22 protein-coding genes are annotated in these 19,234 nt (G+C 62.5%); 15 read left to right on the forward strand and 7 right to left on the reverse strand.

Features of this window, described 5'->3' with window-relative positions; genetic code table 11:
• Positions 1-8 precede the first annotated feature (8 nt).
• Positions 9-1,328 (forward strand): MFS transporter, encoded by a 1,320-nt coding sequence (locus tag C404_RS37725; protein ID WP_021193962.1) that lies wholly within the window; start codon positions 9-11, stop codon positions 1,326-1,328.
• A 281-nt stretch (positions 1,329-1,609) separates the two neighbouring features.
• Positions 1,610-1,738 carry a hypothetical protein gene (locus C404_RS60855; RefSeq protein ID WP_021193963.1) on the forward strand — a complete coding sequence of 43 codons (129 nt, stop codon included), beginning with the start codon at positions 1,610-1,612 and terminating at the stop codon, positions 1,736-1,738.
• On the opposite strand, the gene C404_RS37730 is transcribed toward C404_RS60855, so the two are convergent.
• The 6 genes from C404_RS37730 to C404_RS0129760 all read right to left on the reverse strand — a co-directional run bounded on the left by C404_RS37730 (position 1,739) and on the right by C404_RS0129760 (position 6,242).
• Positions 1,739-2,278, reverse strand: coding sequence for a cupin domain-containing protein (locus C404_RS37730; protein WP_021193964.1), 540 nt, complete (start codon positions 2,276-2,278; stop codon positions 1,739-1,741). It abuts the gene before it with no gap.
• Between the two features lie 20 nt (positions 2,279-2,298).
• A complete protein-coding gene (locus C404_RS37735; protein WP_021193965.1) occupies positions 2,299-3,504 on the reverse strand; it encodes a sterol desaturase family protein in 1,206 nt (401 codons plus the stop codon).
• Positions 3,505-3,953: 449 nt separating this feature from the next.
• Positions 3,954-4,409 (reverse strand): universal stress protein, encoded by a 456-nt coding sequence (locus C404_RS37740; protein WP_021193966.1) that lies wholly within the window; start codon positions 4,407-4,409, stop codon positions 3,954-3,956.
• 91 nt (positions 4,410-4,500) lie between these two features.
• Positions 4,501-5,502, reverse strand: coding sequence for a zinc-dependent alcohol dehydrogenase family protein (locus C404_RS37745; RefSeq protein ID WP_031329083.1), 1,002 nt, complete (start codon positions 5,500-5,502; stop codon positions 4,501-4,503).
• 49 nt (positions 5,503-5,551) lie between these two features.
• The gene (locus C404_RS37750; protein ID WP_021193968.1) at positions 5,552-5,734 is read right to left on the reverse strand and encodes a YgaP family membrane protein; all 183 of its coding nucleotides are present in this window, start codon (positions 5,732-5,734) and stop codon (positions 5,552-5,554) included.
• A 10-nt stretch (positions 5,735-5,744) separates the two neighbouring features.
• Entirely contained in the window at positions 5,745-6,242 is a 498-nt protein-coding gene (locus tag C404_RS0129760; RefSeq protein ID WP_031329084.1) for a CBS domain-containing protein, read from the reverse strand.
• 287 nt (positions 6,243-6,529) lie between these two features.
• Here C404_RS0129760 and C404_RS37755 point away from each other — a divergent pair, with 287 nt between their 5' ends.
• The 5 genes from C404_RS37755 to C404_RS37775 are packed head-to-tail and all read left to right on the forward strand — an operon-like array spanning position 6,530 to position 9,572.
• The gene (locus C404_RS37755) at positions 6,530-7,030 is read left to right on the forward strand and encodes a universal stress protein (RefSeq protein WP_021193970.1); all 501 of its coding nucleotides are present in this window, start codon (positions 6,530-6,532) and stop codon (positions 7,028-7,030) included.
• Between the two features lie 35 nt (positions 7,031-7,065).
• Entirely contained in the window at positions 7,066-7,905 is an 840-nt protein-coding gene (locus tag C404_RS37760) for a universal stress protein (RefSeq protein ID WP_021193971.1), read from the forward strand.
• Positions 7,906-7,932: 27 nt separating this feature from the next.
• Entirely contained in the window at positions 7,933-8,586 is a 654-nt protein-coding gene (locus C404_RS37765) for a BON domain-containing protein (RefSeq protein ID WP_021193972.1), read from the forward strand.
• Positions 8,587-8,632: 46 nt separating this feature from the next.
• Entirely contained in the window at positions 8,633-9,163 is a 531-nt protein-coding gene (locus tag C404_RS37770) for a flavodoxin family protein (protein WP_021193973.1), read from the forward strand.
• A 46-nt stretch (positions 9,164-9,209) separates the two neighbouring features.
• The gene (locus tag C404_RS37775) at positions 9,210-9,572 is read left to right on the forward strand and encodes a TraR/DksA family transcriptional regulator (RefSeq protein WP_021193974.1); all 363 of its coding nucleotides are present in this window, start codon (positions 9,210-9,212) and stop codon (positions 9,570-9,572) included.
• Positions 9,573-9,775: 203 nt separating this feature from the next.
• Here C404_RS37775 and C404_RS37780 read toward each other — a convergent pair whose 3' ends face one another.
• Positions 9,776-10,576 (reverse strand): helix-turn-helix domain-containing protein, encoded by an 801-nt coding sequence (locus C404_RS37780; protein WP_031329085.1) that lies wholly within the window; start codon positions 10,574-10,576, stop codon positions 9,776-9,778.
• Positions 10,577-10,831: 255 nt separating this feature from the next.
• Between C404_RS37780 and C404_RS37785 the strand changes: the two genes are divergently transcribed.
• The 8 genes from C404_RS37785 to C404_RS37820 all read left to right on the forward strand — a co-directional run bounded on the left by C404_RS37785 (position 10,832) and on the right by C404_RS37820 (position 19,100).
• Entirely contained in the window at positions 10,832-12,214 is a 1,383-nt protein-coding gene (locus tag C404_RS37785) for a PAS domain-containing sensor histidine kinase (protein WP_031329086.1), read from the forward strand.
• Positions 12,211-12,858 carry a response regulator gene (locus C404_RS37790; protein WP_021193977.1) on the forward strand — a complete coding sequence of 216 codons (648 nt, stop codon included), beginning with the start codon at positions 12,211-12,213 and terminating at the stop codon, positions 12,856-12,858. The genes C404_RS37785 and C404_RS37790 overlap by 4 nt, the downstream gene beginning before the upstream one ends.
• Positions 12,859-12,986: 128 nt before the next feature.
• Positions 12,987-14,024 (forward strand): zinc-dependent alcohol dehydrogenase family protein, encoded by a 1,038-nt coding sequence (locus C404_RS37795; protein WP_031329087.1) that lies wholly within the window; start codon positions 12,987-12,989, stop codon positions 14,022-14,024.
• Positions 14,025-14,399: 375 nt separating this feature from the next.
• Positions 14,400-14,822, forward strand: a complete 423-nt coding sequence (locus tag C404_RS37800) for an Hsp20/alpha crystallin family protein (RefSeq protein ID WP_021193979.1) — start codon at positions 14,400-14,402, stop codon at positions 14,820-14,822.
• Between the two features lie 15 nt (positions 14,823-14,837).
• The gene (locus C404_RS37805; protein ID WP_021193980.1) at positions 14,838-16,196 is read left to right on the forward strand and encodes an MBL fold metallo-hydrolase RNA specificity domain-containing protein; all 1,359 of its coding nucleotides are present in this window, start codon (positions 14,838-14,840) and stop codon (positions 16,194-16,196) included.
• A 2-nt stretch (positions 16,197-16,198) separates the two neighbouring features.
• Entirely contained in the window at positions 16,199-17,161 is a 963-nt protein-coding gene (locus tag C404_RS37810; RefSeq protein ID WP_021193981.1) for a ribose-phosphate pyrophosphokinase, read from the forward strand.
• Positions 17,162-17,216: 55 nt separating this feature from the next.
• Positions 17,217-17,495, forward strand: a complete 279-nt coding sequence (locus tag C404_RS37815) for a DUF1488 domain-containing protein (RefSeq protein ID WP_021193982.1) — start codon at positions 17,217-17,219, stop codon at positions 17,493-17,495.
• 30 nt (positions 17,496-17,525) lie between these two features.
• Positions 17,526-19,100, forward strand: a complete 1,575-nt coding sequence (locus tag C404_RS37820) for a thymidine phosphorylase family protein (RefSeq protein WP_021193983.1) — start codon at positions 17,526-17,528, stop codon at positions 19,098-19,100.
• Positions 19,101-19,234 lie beyond the last annotated feature (134 nt).

Consider the following 19,234-nt stretch of genomic DNA (forward strand, 5'->3'; position numbering starts at 1 on the left):
AGATCGCAATGACAATGAAAATCAAGGGACTGCGCTGGTGGATGATCGGCCTGCTGACGCTCGGCACGGTCATGAACTATCTGGCGCGCAGCTCGCTGGGCGTGGCCGCACCCACGGTCATGCAGAGCCTGCACATCACCACGCAGCACTATGGGTGGATCACGGGCGCCTTCCTGGTCATGTATCCGATTGGCGCACCGCTGACCGGCTACCTGATGGACCGTATCGGCTTGCGCTTCGGCTTCTTGCTGTGCGGGGTGGCATGGTCGCTGATCTGCATGGCACACGGGTTCGTGAGCGGCTGGGTTGGCCTGTTCATCCTGCGCGGCCTGCTGGGGCTGGTGGAGGGGGCATTCATTCCCGCCGGCATGCGTGCCACCGCCTATTGGTTCCCTGCACGCGAGCGGGGCTTTGCGGCCGGCACGTTCAACCTGGGCGCATCGGTCGGTGCCATCCTGGCGCCACCGTTGATCGCATGGTCGATCCTCAAGTACGACTGGGAGACCGCGTTCATCATTGCCGGCGCGTTGAGCCTGGGCTGGGCGGGGTTGTGGCTGATCTTCTATCGCCACCCTGATGAGCACCCGGCGCTCACGCAGGAAGAGGCCGACTACATCGCAACCGGGCAGGAGCAGGACCAGAAATTCACTGGCAGCGAGCGGGCGGAACCGGCCAGGGAGGGCGGCAGGCCGCCCATCCGGCAGATCCTGTCGCAGCGCAATTTCTGGGGCATCGCGCTGCCGCGCTTCTTTGCCGATCCGGTGTGGGGCACGCTGGTCTACTGGATGCCGCTGTACCTGTACCAGGCGCGCGGGTTCGATCTCAAGACCATCGCGCTGACCGCGTGGCTGCCGTTTGTGGCGGCGGATTTCGGCTGCATGATGGGCGGCACCATCTCGGCCTATCTGAACAAGCGCTTCGGCATCCTCATCGTCGATGGCAAGCGCGTGGCGTTCTCGCTGGGTGCGGTGCTGATGATCGGCATGGCGGGCGTTGGCTTCGTCAAGGATCCGGCCGTGGCCATCTTCCTGCTGTGCCTGGGCGGCTTTGCGCACCAGACCTTGTCGATCTCGGTGATCTCGCTGTCGGCGGACCTGTTCCCCAAGAATGAAGTGGCGACGGTGACCGGCATGGCCAGCTTCGTGGCCGGTCTCGGCAACCTCGGCTTTACGCTGATGATCGGCTGGCTGGTCAGCAGTATCGGCTACACGCCGTTTTTCGTGGCGCTCGGTTGCGGAGACCTGATTGGCATGGCGTTGCTTTGGACGCTGGTCAGGCCGCGTGCGCAGACGCTCGGGCGTGATGTGCCCTCCGCTGCCAACGCGTGATTGGCGTTCTGCGAGGGCAAGAGACCCTGGATTTCAGCCAAGGCATGCTGATCAAGACAGGGTCTGCGCAGTTGCAGGTCAAGTTGCGCAGACTGCGCGCCAAGCCCACCGCGCTGGGTGTCAATCGCGCGTCACATCAAGGTGACGTGATGCAAAAAATCCCCCGGAGAATTGGCCCCAAGAACCGTCATTGCTCGTGCAATGGCTTTTCGCTGCCCTCTCATAAGCTGAATCCGTGCCGATAACACAACTATCGGAGCACGGCGGAGATGGGAGGGGATATGTCCACCACAGCCACAGCAGCCAACTGGATCGTCGTCCTGACATGCGCGTACATGGAGTACAGCACCTGGCGCGGTATGAGTGTCTATCGCCGCACAGTCGGCTATGAGAGCGTGGTGTGGTGCTGACTAGCGCACCGGTGGCTCCGTGGGCAACTTCGGCAGCAACCGACGGATCAGATCATCATGTGCCGCATGACGCTCCAACAGCACACGGCCCTCCGCCAGTTCGAATTCACTGAACTCGAAGCCCGGCGCGACCGTGCAGCCAACCAGCGTGTAGCCATGTGCACCGGCAACACGCTCGGCAGCAAACCAGCGGCCTGCCGGCACCACCGCCTGGTACACCGCCATCTCGTCCTCGGCCGCGTGGCCCAGGCGATGCGTGCGCACCGTACCGTCGTCTTCCAACACATGCACGTCTAGCGCATCACCCGTATGGAAATGCCAGAGCTCGTCTGACTGGATCCGATGCCAGGCGGAATATGCATCATCCGCCAGCAGGTAGTAGATCGCGGTGGCAGCCGCACGTTCAGCGGCCTGGCAATCGATTCGGCCGCGCTGGATGCGTTCCTCGCTGCGATAGGTCTCGCGGTAGAAGCCGCCTTCCGGGTGCGGCTCAAGACCGAGCCGGCGGATGAGATGCAACGCAGCGGGTGCAATCGGCATGATGATGAGGCCTCTGCGGCTCAGTCCTTCTGACGCTGGAACGGAAAGCGCTGCTGGTTGATGAAGCCGTCAGGCATGTAGTCGCCCACCACGCCGTATTTTTCCGGAAACGCCTTCTTCGATTTCACCGCCGTGCCGAACAGGTAGTCGATGAAGGCGAAGTGCGCAGCGTAGTTCTTGTCGATGGCCTCGTCTTCCGACGAATGGTGCCAGTGGTGGAAATCCGGCGTCACGAAGATGTACTTCAGCGGCCCCCACGGCAGGTGCACGTTGGCGTGGTTGAACACCGCCTGGAAGCCCACGATGATGATGTAGATGTCGACCACGGCCTTGTCGAAACCCAGCACGAACAGCGGCCCCAATACAGCCACGCGCGTCACGATCAATTCAAGAATGTGCTGGCGCGAGCCGGCCAGCCAATCCATCGTCTTCACGCTGTGATGCACGGCATGAAAGCGCCACAGGAACGGCACCTCGTGATATGCGCGGTGCGTGACGTACTCCATCAGATCGGCCACCAGCATGCACAGCAGCAACTGCGGAATGAACCAGATGTGCTGCACCATCTGCTGGAAGTCTGCGTGGACCATCCACCCGAATACGCGGTGGATCAGGAAGTTCACCACCAGCAGCACCAGCCCCACGATGAAGTGGTTGACCGCAAAGTGCGCCATGTCGGTCTGCCACTCGGCGCGGAACACTGGCTGCTTCTTGTAGAGCGGGAACAGCTTTTCGAGCAGCACGAAAATGGCCGTCGAACCGAGCAGGTCGAGAATGAACCAGTCCATGCCGATATACGGCGTATGGTCTGGAAAGTCGCCCACCGGCACCCGCGAGCCGCCCAGTGCCACTGCGATCACCACGAACACAAACGCCAGGCAATTGAGGCGGCGACGGTTATCCAGCACGATATTCGCCAGCGACAGCCCACCCGAGATCAGCAACGAAAAAAACAGGATCTGCCGAATCACATCCACAGAGTACGCACGCCGCAATTCCGGCGTGGTCATGTACTGCGGAAAATGAAACGCCAGCACGCCCAGCAGGCATAGGAAGCCCAACACCAGTGCCAGGACGGTGCCGATCATGCCGCGGCCGAAAACCATGCCACCGCTGGAGTGCAGCAGCGTGTTGGCATCGCGGATCGTGGCGTCAGCCACGCGGACGATGACGGGATGTTGTTCCTCTTCGGGCAACGGTGCCGAAGGTTTATGGTTGGTATTCATGGACCTGACTCGCGCGTATTGTTTTATTTTGCTTTGATAACAAACGATGTGCCTTATCGCGAAAACCCTTTTAGCTTGGATGCCGCTTTTTGTAGCGGGTTTTCCGTAGAAGCAACGCCCCGGATGATATACCGGTACGCGATGTAAATCGCACCGGTTCTTTTGCGTCTGGTGACTGAAATTGAGGGGTGAGTTAGAAGCACCGGATGACAAAAATCAAGCGGCTCTAAACCATCGTGGATACAGCGCAAGTAGGAGGGGCGATGTCGAGCGGGGGATGCCATCATTCCCGGGTTCGGCAAGGTCACCGTGCAGGGCCGTGGGCCAATGGCGGTGCGGCCAAAGCAGATCCGCGTGCGTTGACGCAAGCATCGGCAAATGCCCTGCGCGAGGGCAACACACTGCAGCGGTTCCTTGCCCTGTGTCGGGTAAAGGATGGATAGTGCCCCTTACTCCTCAGCTTCGCTGCGCACCATCAGCACAGGTTTGTTGGTCTTGCGAACCACGCCTTCGGCCACACTGCCCAGCACCAGATGGCTGAGCCCACTCCGGCCGTGCGTTCCAAGCACGATCAGGTCCGCTCCGTTTTCGTTGGCTTCCGCCACGATCGTCGCCGAGATCTGGCCGGGTTCGATCCCCCTTTCCAACAATTTGGTCGAGTGTTTGACGCCAGCCGCCCCCAGCTTGGTCGCTGCGCTGGCCAGGGTTTCCCGGCCTACCTCGAGCACGCGCTTTGCGTAGGCAACCGAGTCGCAGCCGACCATGTCGAAGGTCAAGTCTGAGCTGTCAGCCACAAACAAGGCTTCGACCTCTGCGCCGGTGGCTTTGCCTACGACGATGGCCTGATGCAATGCGAGGAGCGATGCATGACTTCCGTCGATAGCGAGCAGGATGCGTTGGTACATGGTGGTCTCCAATGGGATCTCGCGGAATGGTGCCGCGTGTCACCAGCGTAGCCCGCATGGAGGCCGCCCCATTGACCCACATCAACGCTGATCAGGCATTGACCCTCAGTACTGCCGCGCCGGCAACGCGCCCAGCGCGCAGGTCATCCAAGGCGGTGTTGGCATCCTGCAGCCGGTACGGCGTGACATGAACCTTCAGCGGGATTGCCGATGCCACACGCATCAGCGCAAGGCCATCCGCGCGTGTCAGGTTGGCAACCGACATGAGTTTGCGTTCTTCCCACAGCAGCCGGTATGGGAACGACGGAATGTCGCTCATGTGAATGCCGCCACAGACCACGGCACCACCCTTGGCCACGGCCAGCAGGGCTTGTGGTATCAGCGCCCCAACCGGAGCAAAGATCAAGGCCGCGTCCAGCAGCTCTGGCGCAGATTGGTCGCTCGACCCCGCCCAACTGGCGCCGGTCTGCAGGGCAAGTTGCTGTGCGGCAGTGGCTCCGGCACGCGTGAAGGCAAAGACTTTGCGCTGCTCCGCCACGGCAATCTGGGTGACCAGGTGGGCTGCCGCACCAAAGCCATAGATGCCGATTCGGCGCACATCTCCAGCCATGCGCAGCGTGCGATAGCCGATCAGGCCAGCGCATAGCAGCGGCGCCGCATGCGCATCGTCATACCGCTCTGGAATGGGCAGGCAGTACCGTGCATCACAGACCACGTACTCGGCATAGCCGCCATCACGCGTGTAGCCCGTGAAGGCGGGGTGGTTACACAGGTTCTCGTGCCCGCTCAAGCAGAACGGGCAGGCTCCGCATGTCCAGCCAAGCCAGGGCACGCCGACTCGCTCGCCCAGCGCTGGCCAAGAAACGCCAGGGCCACAGGACTCGACCACGCCCACGATCTCGTGGCCGGGAATGAGCGATGCCTTGGGGTGTGGAAGCTCACCATCCACGATGTGCAAATCGGTGCGGCAGACACCACACACGGACACGGCAATCCGGACTTCACCTGGCCCGGGAGTCGGCACCGGCATCTTTCGCCAATGCAAAGGCGTTCCCGCGCTCTCATAGACCATGGCGCACATTGACTCGGGCATAGGGCCTCCAAACGCACCGTACCCATTCAGTATGGACGGCGAGGAGCGTTCAATCTCGGCCGATGCCCATCATCCAATAGACCGGACACATGCGGATGAGGCCGGTGACCAGAGGTACCAGGCCAAGCCATCCAACCCAGGGCGGCACCTTGCTGAAGAGCGCCAGAAGAATCATCACAAGGCCGATCAGGATGCGAACGATGCGGTCGGCTGTTCCTACGTTGGGAAACATGGCGGCACTCCTACGGATGACATGAAATCGGGCGCACGTCCGACGCGCTTAACGGAGATCGGGTGTCGAAACCGTCGTCGCTGCACCGGTCGCGGCCGAGGATGCCGGCCAGCAGCGTCCATTCGCCGCCGATTGCGCGGATGGTGTCGTCCAGTGTCAGCATGCCGATGAGCTGCTGCTGATCGTCGATGACCGCAAGGCGGTGCAGGCCGTGACCGAGCATGGTGCGCAGGGCTTCGCTCATGACCGCATGCCCCTGAATGGTCAGCACGCCACGCGTCATGACTTCGGATACGGAGATTTGCGCGCAATGGGTCTGGCTGGCGATGCCGTGTACCACCATGTCGCGGTCGGTCACGATGCCGACAACCCGCATTCCTGTTACGCCGTGCTCAGTCACGAACAACGCCCGCAGGCATTGGTCTCGCATCAGGCGCGCGGCCGTCTGCAGCGTTGCGGATACCGGAACGTGGACGATGCGGCGGGAGCAAATCTCACTGACCCTCATGCTGACCTCCGATACGCGTACGTACTCACTATAAGAACGGACCGGTTCCGGAAGTTGATCCTGCACAAGATGTTGTCGCCCTCGATTGCGGGTGTGGGTGGCCGCGGGTGACGAAAAAGTCTAGAGAAAAGGGCGCCAACACCCTTGAGGTAGATCAAGCAGCCTTGATCTCTTTGCGTGTGGAAAAACGCTGATGTAAATCAAGGGGCAATCCCTCCGGTGGTCCAACATGGAATCACGTCAGCCCGTGTTCGGGCGCTCGGGCCGATTCCATATGGAGGCACACCATGTACGACAGGATCCTGGTTGCGGTAGATGGCAGTCCAACGGCAGATCGCGCTTTGGACGAAGCCACTCAGCTCGCCCTGAAGCTTGACGCAGAGCTGATCATTGCGCACGTGATCGACAACAACTACCTGAGGTACGACGTTGGCTACATCGACGTGGCTGGATTCACTGAAATGCTGATTGAGTCCGGCAAGCAGATCGTCGCGAGCGCAAAAGCCAAGGCAGAGAAGGCAGGCGCGCGCGTCAAGACGGCACTCGTCAACGACCCGCTTGGTGCGTTCGATGTGGGCTATGCAATCGAACAGGCCGCACGCGACGCCGACGCCAAGCTGCTGGTGCTTGGAACGCATGGCCGACGAGGCTTTCGGCGGATATTGCTCGGCAGCGTGGCAGAGAGCGTCACGCGACAAAGCACGCTGCCGGTGCTGCTGGTGCGGGCCGTTCCGACCGAAACCGAGCACGTCGTCACAGAACCGCTAACGAACATTGCCATTGCGTAGTGCGTTCTTCTTCTGACTCAGAACAAGGTTCGATCATGACTTATGCCAGCGTGATGGTGCACCTCGATGCCAGCGAGCGTGCGATGCACCGCCTCAGTCTTGCCGCGTGCTACGCGCAAGCGCACCACGCAACGCTCATCGCTGTCTACGCAAGCTTTGCGCCAAGCCCGAACTGGTTTTACCGGATGGAAGGCGCCGCCCATTACCTGGACGAGGACCGCAATCGGCGTGACCGTGTTCGGGACGTTGTACACGCACGTTTTCGTGAGGCGATGCAGTCCGTTCCTGTTGAGACGGAATGGCGGGCTGTCGACGGTGATCCGCTGGCGGAGGTGTTGCGTCAGGTGCGCGAGGCGGACCTGCTGGTTGTCGGGCAGGAAGACGGCAGCGACGCCGAGAGTTTTGTTGCCCCCGATTTTGTTGAAACGCTGATCCTTGAGTCAGGCCGGCCGGTACTGGTCGTGCCGTATGCAGGCCGTTTTACGAGCGTGGCGCAGAGGGTGCTGGTGGCGTGGAGCGGCGGCCGAGAGTCGGCACGTGCGCTGCACGATGCCATGCCGCTGATGTCCGGAAACACCGTGCGGGTGCTGCAGATGACGGGTGACCGTCCGCGACATTGGGCGGAGGACACGACGGTTGGCCAAGTCGCCCGCACGCTGTTGGCACATGGGATTGAACCCACGGTTGAGGAAGCGCGCTGTGTGGATTCCGACGTCGCAATTGGCGAGATGCTGCTATCGCGCGCCGCCGATTTCGGCGCCGACCTGATCGTGATGGGGGGCTACGGGCACAGCCGTTTGCGTGAGCTCGTGCTGGGTGGGGTGACGCGCACGCTGCTCAACACCATGACCGTACCCGTCTTGCTGTCTCACTGAGTCCGGACGTTGTGCCAGGAGGCCACCATGAAGAACGACATCCAGCTCAAGGGCGATGTGGAAGACGAACTGCAATGGGATCCGGCGGTGGATGCCGACCGGTTTGCCATTCGCGTCAAGAACGGCGTCGTGACGATTTCTGGCAGCGCCGACAGCTTTGCGGACAAGCATGCCGCGGAGGAAGCCATCTGCCGGGTGGCCGGTGTGACCGCGCTCGTTGTGCATGTGCAGGTGCGCGTGCCGCCCGATATGCGGCGCCCGGACGAGGAGATTGCCCAGGCCATCGGCCATGCCCTCCATTGGAACACTGCCGTACCTGCTGACGCCATTCGCGTCACGGTCGAGGATGGTGCGGTGACCTTGCGGGGCCAGGTTGATCAGGATTTCCAGCGCCGTGCCGCACTGGATGCCGTACAGCGCGTGCGCGGGGTGACATCGATTGCCAACGCGCTGACCCTTCGGGAGGCCGCTGGCCCGGCAGACCTGTCTGAGCGCATCGTCAAGGCACTGCAGCGCCAGGCTGTTCTCGACGCCGCACGGATCAATGTGGTGGTGGCGGATGGCACCGTCACGCTGTACGGGCCCTTGCGCAATCTGCATGAGTGCCGTGCCGCGCGAGAGGCCGCCATGGACGCGCCAGGTGTCCGTGCTGTGATCGACCATCTTTGGGTGGGCACCTGACCCACGGTGGCGCACCGCCCAACCGTCTCCATTCCGGACATCTGCCATGGAAAAAAACCTGATCGTTTACTACTCGCGCACCGGCACGGCACGCCAGGTGGCTGAACTGATGGCGGCGCAAAGCGGGTGGCAGCTTGCCGAGGTTTCGGATGCGTATCCGCGTGCCGGCTTTCTTGGCGATGTACGCTGCATGATCGAAACGCTATTCCACAAGCGCGCCAAGTATCACTACGCCGGACCGCCACTGGATGAAGTCGACCAGGTTGTTGTGCTGGCGCCAATCTGGATGGGGCATCTGGCCTCGCCGATGCGGGATTTCCTGGCGGATCAATCGCCGTTCTCGGCAAACCTGTCGGTGATTTGCGTCATGGCATCGCGTGGGGCATTCAGCGCCATGGAAGAGATTGCGCGCATCACCTCCGCCATTCCGGCACCCGTCCTGGCACTTTGCCAGCGCGATGTGCTCAGTGGTCTTTCTCAACAAGAGATCTCGGGCTTTATCGAGCAAGTACAGACAGCCGGCAAATGGGATCAATCCAAGCGCCGGCCGGCATGGCTGTCACCGACCGAGGCCTGAAACCTACGTAAGGATTGCGCGTCAGATCGACGGCAGGAGAGTGTGCATGGACCGCTTTACCGAGGCGCAATGGACGCGACTCAACACATTGCTTGATGAGCAAGAGGCGCGTACACAGCGTCAGCTGGTAACACTGCGCGCCGCGACTCAACCCGCCTCTCGCGAGGCGCCAGTCGAGCATGCAACCCTGGCGGAACAGGAAGCGGGAGACCAGACGAGCGACATCATGCTCGTTCACTACCGAAACGAGCTCGCGCAGGTCGATGCGGCACGACAACGCATGCAGGAGCAGCAGTACGGTATCTGTGTGGATTGTGGCGAGGCGATTCCCTTCTTGCGCCTGCAAGCCCAACCAACCGCGCTGCGGTGCCTGAGCTGCCAGGCACTGCGAGAGCGCAAGTGGGGTTAGGTGGCAACCCAAGCACAGTAGGCGTGAGGTATGAAAATTGACTTGCGACTTGCGACTTGCGTATCAAGCAAGACCTCAATGACGAGCTGCCCTGGGAGCCCGCGGTGGATGCAGCAGGCGTGGGTGTGGATGTCGCTCGCCACTTGATGGCAGGGCAGCGCAGCCTGCCCCTGTCACGGCGGTAGTTGCCCTTTATCGCGCGGCTACAGTTCACTGAGCGCCGATTTGTTGGCGATCTCGATCTGCTTGCCGCTTACCGTAATCCAACCTTCGCGCTGGAACCGAGACAGCGCGCGGCTGACGGTTTCCAGTTGCATGCCCAGATAGCTGCCGATCTCTTCGCGCGTCATCCGCAGCGTAAAGCTGGACCCGGAGTAGCCCCGGTCTTGCATGCGTGTGGACAGATTGAGCAGGAAGGTGGCGACGCGCGCCTCTGCTGTCAGCCCGGCCAGCAGCAGCATCAACCCGGATTCGCGCACGATTTCCTCCGCCATCAGCTGGTGGAGCCGACGCTGCAGCGGGCGAATGTCCTGGCACAGGTCTTCAACACAGTGGAAGGGCATCGAGCAGACGGTGCTGTCTTCCAGGGCAATGGCGTCGCACGTATGACGATCTGCGGCAATGCCATCGAGACCAAGGGTTTCTCCAGCCAACTGGAAGCCTGTCACGTGGTTCGTGCCATTGGGGTGGGATACGACCGTCTTGAAAGAGCCCGAGCGGATGGCATACAGCGCATGAAAGGTGTCGCCAGCACGGAACAGCGATTCGCCTTTGCCGACCTTGCGCCACGTGTGCACCAACCGGTCCAGCCGTTCTTGTAGCGCGGATGGTACGGCTGCGGTGATACACGCCCAATGCATCATGCAGCCGGCGCACCGGCTGCTCGGCGCCGGGCCGGCCGTTTGGCAGCGCTGTGTTGCATCGCGGACCAGCTTGAGCTGGGGAAGGGGCGTAGGGCGGACAACGTCCACGGACGTCTGGGCTTGGAGAGCGCTCGGAATCATGGGGGCCTCCGGAGGGCACGCGCTGTATGTGGTCCTGCGCCTGGTTGGGCGAGGCAGGATCGGCCACCGCATGCAGCCACAGTTCGGTGTCCGTATGTTCAGTATCGGAGGTGCACCGTTGGCGCGAAATCAGGCGGCGCTGAGATGTGTGTCGGCATAGGCTGCGATGTTGTCAGGCATCCCTGACAGCGACGATGGGTTTTTCCAGAGGCGCATCCATCACATGGCTAGTATCTCCCGCCATCCGGATGGGCTATGTTGTGTGCATCCCGGTCTTTTTTGGTGGCATTTGTGGTGGAGCAAGACAGCCATTCCTTAAAGGCGTCGCGCAGGCGCCTGTTGCTATCGCGTTCCACACTGGCCGAACTGGTGGCGGGTGGGTTGGCCATTCTGCTGCTCGCTGCGTCAGTCACTTGGCTTGCCATGGCGGTTCAGGCGCGGGATGCGCCGTTTGTATGGTTGGCCCTGGCAAGCATGGCGGCCGTCCTGGCGCTCGTCTTCTATTGGTTGCGACTTCGGGTGCTGCGTGCGGCGGTGGCAAAGGATCTGATCGATCTGGAGAAGAGCGAGGCCCGGTTGGCGGGCATCATCCGCTCCTCCATGGAGGCCATCATTTCCGTGGACGATGCGCAGCGCATCGTTCTGTTCAATCCCATGGCGGAAACCCTGTTCGGATGCCCGGCCAAGCATGCCATCGGCCGGCCGCTGTCCGATTTCATGCCGGAACGGTTTCGCGGTGCACACGAGGCACACGTGCGGCGCTTTAGCGTGACAGGCGTATCCGAGCGCCAGATGGGCAAGCAGCGCCCGTTGTTCGCGCTGCATGCCGACGGCCGTGAATTCCCCATTGAGGCGTCGATCTCGCAGGTCGAGGTGAATGGTGGCAAGCTTTTTACCGTGATGTTGCGCGACACCACGGAGCGCGTGCGGGCGGAAGCGGCACTGCGGCGCTCGCAGGAAGAGTTGCAGCACCTGTCGGACAGCATTCTGGCGTCGCGGGAGGAAGAGCGGCATCGCATCGCGCGGGAGCTGCACGATGACCTTGGGCAGCGCCTGAGTGCGCTCAAGATGGATATCTCGTTGCTGGCAACGGACCTGCAGGCCGGGGGAAGTGACAGGGCGCTGATCTCGCAGACGGAGGCCATGCAACGCGTGATTGACGAGACCATTGCGGCAGTCCGACAGATTTCTGCGGATCTTCGTCCGCCGTTGCTCGATGAACTCGGGCTGGTGCCGGCCATCGAGTGGATCGCCAAGAACTTCCGTCAGCGCTTTGGGCTGATCGTCAACGTGCACGCCCAGGAGGCACCGCTGCAGGAGCGTGCGGCAATTTCGGTGTTCCGGATTGTGCAGGAGGCGCTCAACAACGTGGTGCGCCATGCCGACGCGACCCGCGTTGATATCGGGTTAGCGCAGCAAGGCGACATGCTTGAACTCACGATCCAGGACAACGGCCGTGGCTGGAGCGGGGTGCCGCCCACAGCGGGTGAGCGCAAGCCGCTGGGGCTGCTTGGCATTCGCGAGCGTGCGCGTCTGCTGGGCGGCCAGGCCTCTATCACGCATACGCCCAACAGCGGCTTTCGGTTGAGCGTGCGTTTTCCTGCTGCCCACGAAGTGACCGAGGAGACCGGACCATGATCCGCGTGATGATTGCCGACGATCACGCTGTCATGCGCGACGGCGTACGCCATATTCTGGAGCGTGCTGGAGATTTCGAGGTTGCCTGCGAGGCGTCCGACGGCACCCAGGTGCTGCAGCTCGTGCGCGAGTACCAGCCACAGGTGATCGTGCTTGACCTGTCGATGCCGGGGCGCAGTGGGCTGGAGCTGCTGCGCCAGCTGCATGACGATCACCCGACCGTACGAGTGCTGGTGCTGACCATGCACGCAGAGGAGCAGTATGTGGCGCGCGCCTTTCGCGCGGGGGCTGCGGCCTATCTGACCAAGGAAAGCGCCGCGACCGAATTGGTGACGGCGTTGCAAAAAGTGGCGCGTGGCGGCACGTATGTCAGCCCGCCCATGGCCGAAAAACTGGCACACAGCCTGGGCGAAGCCAACGAAGAGGCTGCCCACACCCGCCTGTCCGACCGGGAGATGGAGGTCTACCGCCGGCTGGTACGCGGAGAACCGCTCACGGAAATTGCCACCAGCCTGTGCGTGAGCGCCAAGACCATCAGCACTTACAAGATGCGTCTGATGGACAAGCTGCAGGTGTCCAGCGACGCCGCGCTGGTGCGCTATGCGATACGCCATCGCCTGTTCTCGGACGACGACATCCTGTAGCGCATCCACGCGCAAGACGTGCGCCGCCTCTGCGGCACATCAACGTGCGTAACGGTCCGCTGATGCAGATCAATGGTCGGGCGCGGCAGTTGCCTAGCATGGAATCTCTACTCCAACGGATGATTTCCATGAAAGCACTGGTCTATGACGGCGCCGGCAAGATCTCGCTGGCAGACAAGCCGAAGCCCGAGTTGCAGGCGCCCAGCGATGCCGTGGTCCGCGTGACGTTGACGACAATCTGCGGGACCGATCTGCACATCATCAAGGGCGATGTGCCCACCTGCGAACCCGGGCGTACGCTGGGGCATGAGGGTGTCGGGGTCGTCGAGTCCGTCGGCGCCGCTGTGACGTCGCTCAAGCCGGGCGACCACGTGTTGATCTCGTGTATCTCTTCATGCGGAAAATGCGCGAACTGCCGACGCGGCATGTACTCGCATTGCGAGACGGGAGGCTGGATCCTGGGAAACCGCATCGATGGCGTGCAGGCCGAGTACGTCCGGATACCGCACGCAGAAACCAGTCTCTACAAGCTGCCGCCGGGTATCGACGAAGAGGCGCTGGTCATGCTGTCAGACATCTTGCCGACCGGCTTCGAATGCGGCGTCCTGAATGGCCGCGTGCAGCCGGGCAGCACCGTGGCGATTGTCGGTGCCGGGCCCATCGGGTTGGCCTCGCTGCTGACCGCCCAGTTCTACTCGCCTGCCCAGATCATCCTGATCGATACCAACGCCGCCCGCCTGGAGGTGGCGAGCCGGCTGGGCGCCAGTGCGTGCATCAACGTCACCAATGAAGATGCGGTTGCCGCAGTAAAGACGCTGACCGATGGCGTGGGCGTGGATTGCGCAATCGAAGCGGTCGGCGTGCCTGCCACGTTCGAGCTGTGTCAGGACCTTGTTGCACCGGGTGGCGTGATTGCCAATATCGGCGTGCACGGCGTGAAGGCGGATCTGCATCTGGAAACACTGTGGAGCCAGAACATCGCCATCACCACACGGCTGGTCGATACGGTCAGCACGCCGATGCTGCTGAAGACGGTGCGCTCAGGCAAGCTCCAACCAGGCCAACTCATCACGCACCGGTTCACGCTGGAAGACATCCTCTCCGCCTACGACACCTTCCGCAACGCGGGGGAGTCACATGCACTCAAGGTCATCATCGCCGCCTAGGGCACCCAGGTGACAACGGCCACGGAGGGTCATGCACGTCAGCCCCGGCGGGAGCACCACGCATAGGCCAAGCGCACGACGTGGCACGTGGTGTCGCAAGACTGTGCCGGCAAGCCCGTGTGGGTGATCCCACGCGCAGGCTGATCTGCCGGCGCCATTGCCCAGGGAGGCCATTGCCCTGGTGAGACGACGCGTGAACACGCCTTCAGGTGGGGCACCCAGAAGGGATCTTGGCCGGCCCCGTCGATGAGGGTGCACGCTCGCCGGATGACGACACCACGTGTTGATCTGCCGCAAAGCATGCCTGGTTTGTCGTGCCACGATACATGCGCTGGCCCCCAAAAGCCCAGCGGGGCCATTCATCAGGAGGCTGTCATGAGCCAACTCAGGCGTTACGACCCATTCGCCATCGAACCGGTGGGCGACATGTTTCAAGGGCTTCTGCGTTCGTTCCGCGGTGGCGTGGACGGCGCGCTACCGTTCAAAGTCGACGTGACGGAATCCGATACGGCCTACAACGTCGTTGCGGAAATCCCGGGTGCGAAGAAGGAAGACATTGACGTGACCGTCGACCGCGGCACGGTCATGCTCTCTGCCAAGGTGGAGCGTCAGTCCGAGAAGAAGGAGGGCGAGCGCGTCATCCGCAGCGAGCGCTACAGCGGATCGATGCAGCGCATGTTCACGCTGGATGCCGCCATCGACGAAGGCAAGGTGGAAGCCACTTACGAGAACGGGCTGCTGCGCGTGACGCTGCCCAAGAAGGAAGCCTCGCCGCAGCAACGCATCACGATTCGTTAAGCGCGGGAGCAGCGCATGCGATTGCAGTTTCTCGGGGCCACCGACACGGTGACCGGCTCGAAGTACGTGCTGGAGGCAGCCGGGCATCGCGTCATGGTCGATTGCGGGCTGTTCCAGGGCTACAAGTCCTTGCGACTGCGGAACTGGGACGCGCTCGCCGTCAATCCGCACCACGTCGACGCTGTCGTCCTCACGCATGCCCACATCGACCACAGCGGCTACTTGCCGCTGCTGGTCCGCAACGGGTTTCGCGGCCCCGTCTACTGCACGAAGGGTACGGCCGAGCTGTGCAACATCCTCCTCCCCGATAGCGCACGGCTTGCCGTTGAAGATGCGCAGTACGCCAATGCGCAGGGCTTCTCGCGTCACCATCCTGCCTTGCCGCTCTACGACGAGCAGGACGCCGCCAAAGCGTTGCGCAGGCTGCATCCGATGAACCATGGGGAACGCTTTCCTGTGGCCGATGGGGTTGAGGCCGAGTTTCACCGTGCCGGACACATCATCGGTGCCTCCACTGTGACGGTGCTGACGGAAGGCCGGCGCATCGTGTTCTCGGGCGACTTGGGGCGGCAGGTCGATCCGGTGATGCGTCCGCCGGAGGCGGTGGCAGAGGCCGATACCTTGCTGGTGGAATCCACCTATGGGGATCGGCTGCATCCATCCGGCGATCCGCTCGACGAACTTGAACGGATCGTGCACAGAACCCTGGAGCAGGGCGGCACGCTGCTGATTCCCGCATTTGCGGTCGGTCGCACGCAAGCGTTGCTGTACTGCCTCTACAAGCTGATCCAGGCGCATCGGATTCCGCACGTGCCGATTTATCTCGACAGCCCGATGGCCGAGCGGGCCACCGAGGTGTTTGCCCGCCACGTTGACGAGCTGCATATCGATGCCGTGGATTGCCAGGCAGCCTGTGCGCTGGCGATTCCAGTGCAAAGCCCGCAGCAGTCGATGCACCTGTCTAACGACCGCGCGCCGAAGATCATCCTCGCTGCCAGTGGCATGGCCATAGGCGGCCGCGTCTTGCATCACCTGAAGAGCTTCGGCGGCGGCAAGCGCAATGCCATTCTGATGTCAGGGTTCCAGGCGGCCGGCACGCGTGGGGCGGCGCTGCTGGCCGGGCAGCGGCAGTTGCGCGTGCATGGCCGCGATGTGGCCATCCGCGCCACGGTTGAGCAGATCGCCAATCTTTCCGCCCACGCCGATGCCAACGAGTTGATGACCTGGCTGCGTGGATTTTCTCGCGCACCGCAGCAGACATTCATCGTCCATGGCGAGCCGGCCGCCAGCGACGCCTTGCGCCAGCGGATCGAACGCGAACTGCAATGGCCTGTGTGCATGCCGGAGTACCGGCAGTCCTATGCGCTGAGCTGATCATGGAACCCCTCACGTCACTTCGTACGTTCTCGGGCAAGCCGCAAAGGCGGGTCGTACTGGCTTTGCCAGGCAATCAGGCTGCAGCCGCCAGGCTGGCCGTGCCCCTGGCAGCCGAAATTGGACACGCCGAGCTGAAACGCTTTCCTGATGGTGAATTCCACGTGAGGCTGCAAACGCCCGTGAGCGATGCTGACGTGGTCATCGTCTGCACGCTGGATAGGCCGGACGACAAGGTCATGGCATTGCTGTGGCTTGCCATTGCCGCCCGCCAGGGTGGGGCAGCCCGTGTTGGACTGGTCGCACCGTATTTGGCCTACATGCGGCAAGACGCCATCTTCCAACCGGGGGAGATCTGCGCGGCACAGCATTTTGCCGAGTTGCTGACGCGCTATTTCGATTGGTTGGTCGCAGTCGACCCTCACCTGCATCGCATTCCGAACCTGTCGGACATCTATGGCGTGCCGGCTGCCGCAGTGCAGGCGGCACCCGCCGTGGCCGCATGGGTGCAGACCCACGTCACCAAACCGCTGCTGGTCGGGCCGGATGAGGAAAGCCGGCAATGGGTCGAACACGTGGCCAACCTCTGCGGTGCGCCCTGGACGGTTCTGAGCAAGACGCGCCACAGCGCCTGGCGCGTGGAGGTGTCGGCAGTCCGATCCGATTTGCCAACGGAGCGTACGCCTGTATTGGTCGACGACATCATCTCCACCGGCCGCACCATGATTGCAGCGGCCGACCAGTTACGCAGGGCAGGGCTGCCGCACCCCGTATGCGTAGGCGTCCACGCGGTGTTTTCCGCAGATGCCTACAGTGAGTTGAGTGCCGTGGCAGCCGACGTTGTCACCTGCGACACCATCGCCCACCCCACCAACCGCATCGAGCTGACGGAGCCCATTGTCGAGGCGATTTCAAACATGTTTGATCTACCTCTGCCCACCGCTACGCGGCGCCTTGTACGGTAGTGGCAGGGTCCTAACGCCAACGAAGGCAAGACCCCAACCCTGTGTGAGATGCACCATGAAACAGATCGAATTCCAGGCTTGCGAGCCAATCTACTGCGCGGCGGGCCCAACGTTGCTGTGCGGCGCCTCGGTGGATGGCAATAACGCCACCTATGCCATTACCGCAGAAGCACTCGAAGACCACTTTGGCGCGCGGTCGTGCCGCTCAGAAGATCTCGTGCAGGCTTTCTCCGGCCACCGCAACGATATCGAGGCCGTTGCACGGGCCATGTTTGAGATGACCGGGTCCAAACAGATCACCCTGCATAGCGGCCACTTCCGCTTTCGCCTCTAAGCGCCGCTAAGCCGATTAGGAGCCGTCACCATGCTTGTTCCGCCCGAGGTAGCGGTGCTGCCGGACCGGCTGACCTTCAAGCCCCTGGGCATCGACACCTGGCAGGAGCATGTCATCTACATGCATCCGGACTGTGCGATCTGCCGGTCGGAAGGGTTTACCGCGCAGGCTCGGGTGGAGGTACGGATTGGTCAACGGTCCTTGATTGCCACGCTCAACATGGTCGGTTCAGGGCTGCTGGAGATGTGCGAGGTCAGCCTGTCCGTCAGTGCCGTCGAGTCGCTGATGGCAAGGCCTGGCGATGTGGTGACGGTCAGCCACGCCCCGGCGCTGGAGTCGTTGCGGGCGGTGCGCGCCAAGATCTATGGGGCGCATCTGGATACGCATCAATTGGCAAACGTCGTGAGTGACATCGCCAAGGAGCGCTATGCCGATGTCTACATCGCGGCATTCCTGAGCGCTTGCGGCGGCGAGCGCATGAGCGTCAAAGAGACCATCGACCTGACGCAAGCCATGGTCGACACGGGTGAACGTCTCAAATGGGACCGCGCCATCGTGGCGGACAAGCATTGCGTGGGCGGCCTGCCCGGCAACCGCACGAGCCCAATCGTGGTGGCTATTGCCGCGGCGGCAGGTCTGCTGCTGCCCAAGACGTCTTCACGCGCGATCACCTCGCCTGCCGGCACCGCCGATACGATGGAAACCCTCACCCGCGTAGCGTTGAGCGCCACGGAGTTGCGGCGCGTCGTTGATCGGGTGGGGGCTTCACTGGCGTGGGGCGGTGCGCTGAGCCTGAGCCCCGCAGACGATGTGCTGATCCGCGTGGAGCGGGCGCTGGATGTGGACAGCGATGCCCAACTGGTGGCCTCCATCCTGTCGAAGAAGATCGCGGCTGGGTCGACCCACGTGCTGATCGACGTACCTGTGGGGCCAACGGCCAAGGTGCGCCGCCTGCAGGATCTGGAGCGTTTGCGCATGCTGCTCGAACGCGTAGCGCGAGCGTTTGGTGTGCACGTCATGATCGTGCGTACCGATGGCGCGCAACCCGTAGGCCGTGGCATTGGCCCGGCGCTTGAAGCGCGAGACGTTCTGGCCGTGCTGCAGCGCTCGCCAACGGCGCCGTTTGATTTGCGGGAACGGTCGTTGCTGCTGGCCGCGGTGCTGCTGGAGTTCTGTGAGGCAGCAGAGCAGGGCGCGGGGCTTCAACTGGCGACGGGCTTGCTTGACAGTGGCGCTGCGTGGCGCAAGTTCGAGGAGATCTGCGAAGCGCAAGGCGGGCTGCGCGTACCGGGCGAAGCGATCTTCCGTCACGATGTTGTTGCTGAGCAGGACGGCATCGTGACCGAGATCGACAACCGGCATCTCGCCCGTATCGCCAAGCTTGCCGGCGCGCCGGTACGCCAGGTGGCCGGCGTGGAAATGCATGCGAGGTTGCATGATCAGGTTCAGGCAGGACAGCCGCTCTTTACCATTCACGCCCAGGCTTCGGGTGAACTGGAGTATTCCTCAGCCTATGCGCGGATGCACTCGGCGGTATCTCTGGCCCCAATCGAGCATGCTGGCGTGTGCTCGCCTGTACTACCGGCTTGTCAGCAAGGGCATTGAACGATGGGCGGTAGCCTGCTGCTGCGTCAACCCTTGCGGCCTGAAGCGCGTGGCCGACGGGCACCATGCATCCTTACCTGCCGAGCAGGCAAATCGCTCACGCAATCCGCCAGGCTGCATGTCATGTCTGTGAA

Origin of the sequence: Ralstonia sp. AU12-08 (genome assembly GCF_000442475.1) — a bacterium.
Classification (GTDB): domain Bacteria; phylum Pseudomonadota; class Gammaproteobacteria; order Burkholderiales; family Burkholderiaceae; genus Ralstonia; species Ralstonia insidiosa.

What these genes read in the sequence shown, in the direction of transcription:
- C404_RS0129760 (WP_031329084.1), bottom strand. Translation starts at nt 6,242, where the DNA reads ATGAGGGTCAGTGAGATTTGCTCCCGCCGCATCGTCCACGTTCCGGTA.
- C404_RS37735 (WP_021193965.1), bottom strand. Translation starts at nt 3,504, where the DNA reads ATGAATACCAACCATAAACCTTCGGCACCGTTGCCCGAAGAGGAACAA.
- C404_RS37760 (WP_021193971.1), top strand. Translation starts at nt 7,066, where the DNA reads ATGACTTATGCCAGCGTGATGGTGCACCTCGATGCCAGCGAGCGTGCG.
- C404_RS37730 (WP_021193964.1), bottom strand. Translation starts at nt 2,278, where the DNA reads ATGCCGATTGCACCCGCTGCGTTGCATCTCATCCGCCGGCTCGGTCTT.
- C404_RS37810 (WP_021193981.1), top strand. Translation starts at nt 16,199, where the DNA reads ATGGAACCCCTCACGTCACTTCGTACGTTCTCGGGCAAGCCGCAAAGG.
- C404_RS37745 (WP_031329083.1), bottom strand. Translation starts at nt 5,502, where the DNA reads ATGCCCGAGTCAATGTGCGCCATGGTCTATGAGAGCGCGGGAACGCCT.
- C404_RS37740 (WP_021193966.1), bottom strand. Translation starts at nt 4,409, where the DNA reads ATGTACCAACGCATCCTGCTCGCTATCGACGGAAGTCATGCATCGCTC.
- C404_RS37725 (WP_021193962.1), top strand. Translation starts at nt 9, where the DNA reads ATGACAATGAAAATCAAGGGACTGCGCTGGTGGATGATCGGCCTGCTG.
- C404_RS37770 (WP_021193973.1), top strand. Translation starts at nt 8,633, where the DNA reads ATGGAAAAAAACCTGATCGTTTACTACTCGCGCACCGGCACGGCACGC.
- C404_RS37805 (WP_021193980.1), top strand. Translation starts at nt 14,838, where the DNA reads ATGCGATTGCAGTTTCTCGGGGCCACCGACACGGTGACCGGCTCGAAG.
- C404_RS37820 (WP_021193983.1), top strand. Translation starts at nt 17,526, where the DNA reads ATGCTTGTTCCGCCCGAGGTAGCGGTGCTGCCGGACCGGCTGACCTTC.
- C404_RS37750 (WP_021193968.1), bottom strand. Translation starts at nt 5,734, where the DNA reads ATGTTTCCCAACGTAGGAACAGCCGACCGCATCGTTCGCATCCTGATC.
- C404_RS37775 (WP_021193974.1), top strand. Translation starts at nt 9,210, where the DNA reads ATGGACCGCTTTACCGAGGCGCAATGGACGCGACTCAACACATTGCTT.
- C404_RS37800 (WP_021193979.1), top strand. Translation starts at nt 14,400, where the DNA reads ATGAGCCAACTCAGGCGTTACGACCCATTCGCCATCGAACCGGTGGGC.
- C404_RS37755 (WP_021193970.1), top strand. Translation starts at nt 6,530, where the DNA reads ATGTACGACAGGATCCTGGTTGCGGTAGATGGCAGTCCAACGGCAGAT.
- C404_RS37790 (WP_021193977.1), top strand. Translation starts at nt 12,211, where the DNA reads ATGATCCGCGTGATGATTGCCGACGATCACGCTGTCATGCGCGACGGC.
- C404_RS37765 (WP_021193972.1), top strand. Translation starts at nt 7,933, where the DNA reads ATGAAGAACGACATCCAGCTCAAGGGCGATGTGGAAGACGAACTGCAA.
- C404_RS60855 (WP_021193963.1), top strand. Translation starts at nt 1,610, where the DNA reads ATGTCCACCACAGCCACAGCAGCCAACTGGATCGTCGTCCTGACATGC.
- C404_RS37815 (WP_021193982.1), top strand. Translation starts at nt 17,217, where the DNA reads ATGAAACAGATCGAATTCCAGGCTTGCGAGCCAATCTACTGCGCGGCG.
- C404_RS37780 (WP_031329085.1), bottom strand. Translation starts at nt 10,576, where the DNA reads ATGATTCCGAGCGCTCTCCAAGCCCAGACGTCCGTGGACGTTGTCCGC.
- C404_RS37785 (WP_031329086.1), top strand. Translation starts at nt 10,832, where the DNA reads ATGTTGTGTGCATCCCGGTCTTTTTTGGTGGCATTTGTGGTGGAGCAA.
- C404_RS37795 (WP_031329087.1), top strand. Translation starts at nt 12,987, where the DNA reads ATGAAAGCACTGGTCTATGACGGCGCCGGCAAGATCTCGCTGGCAGAC.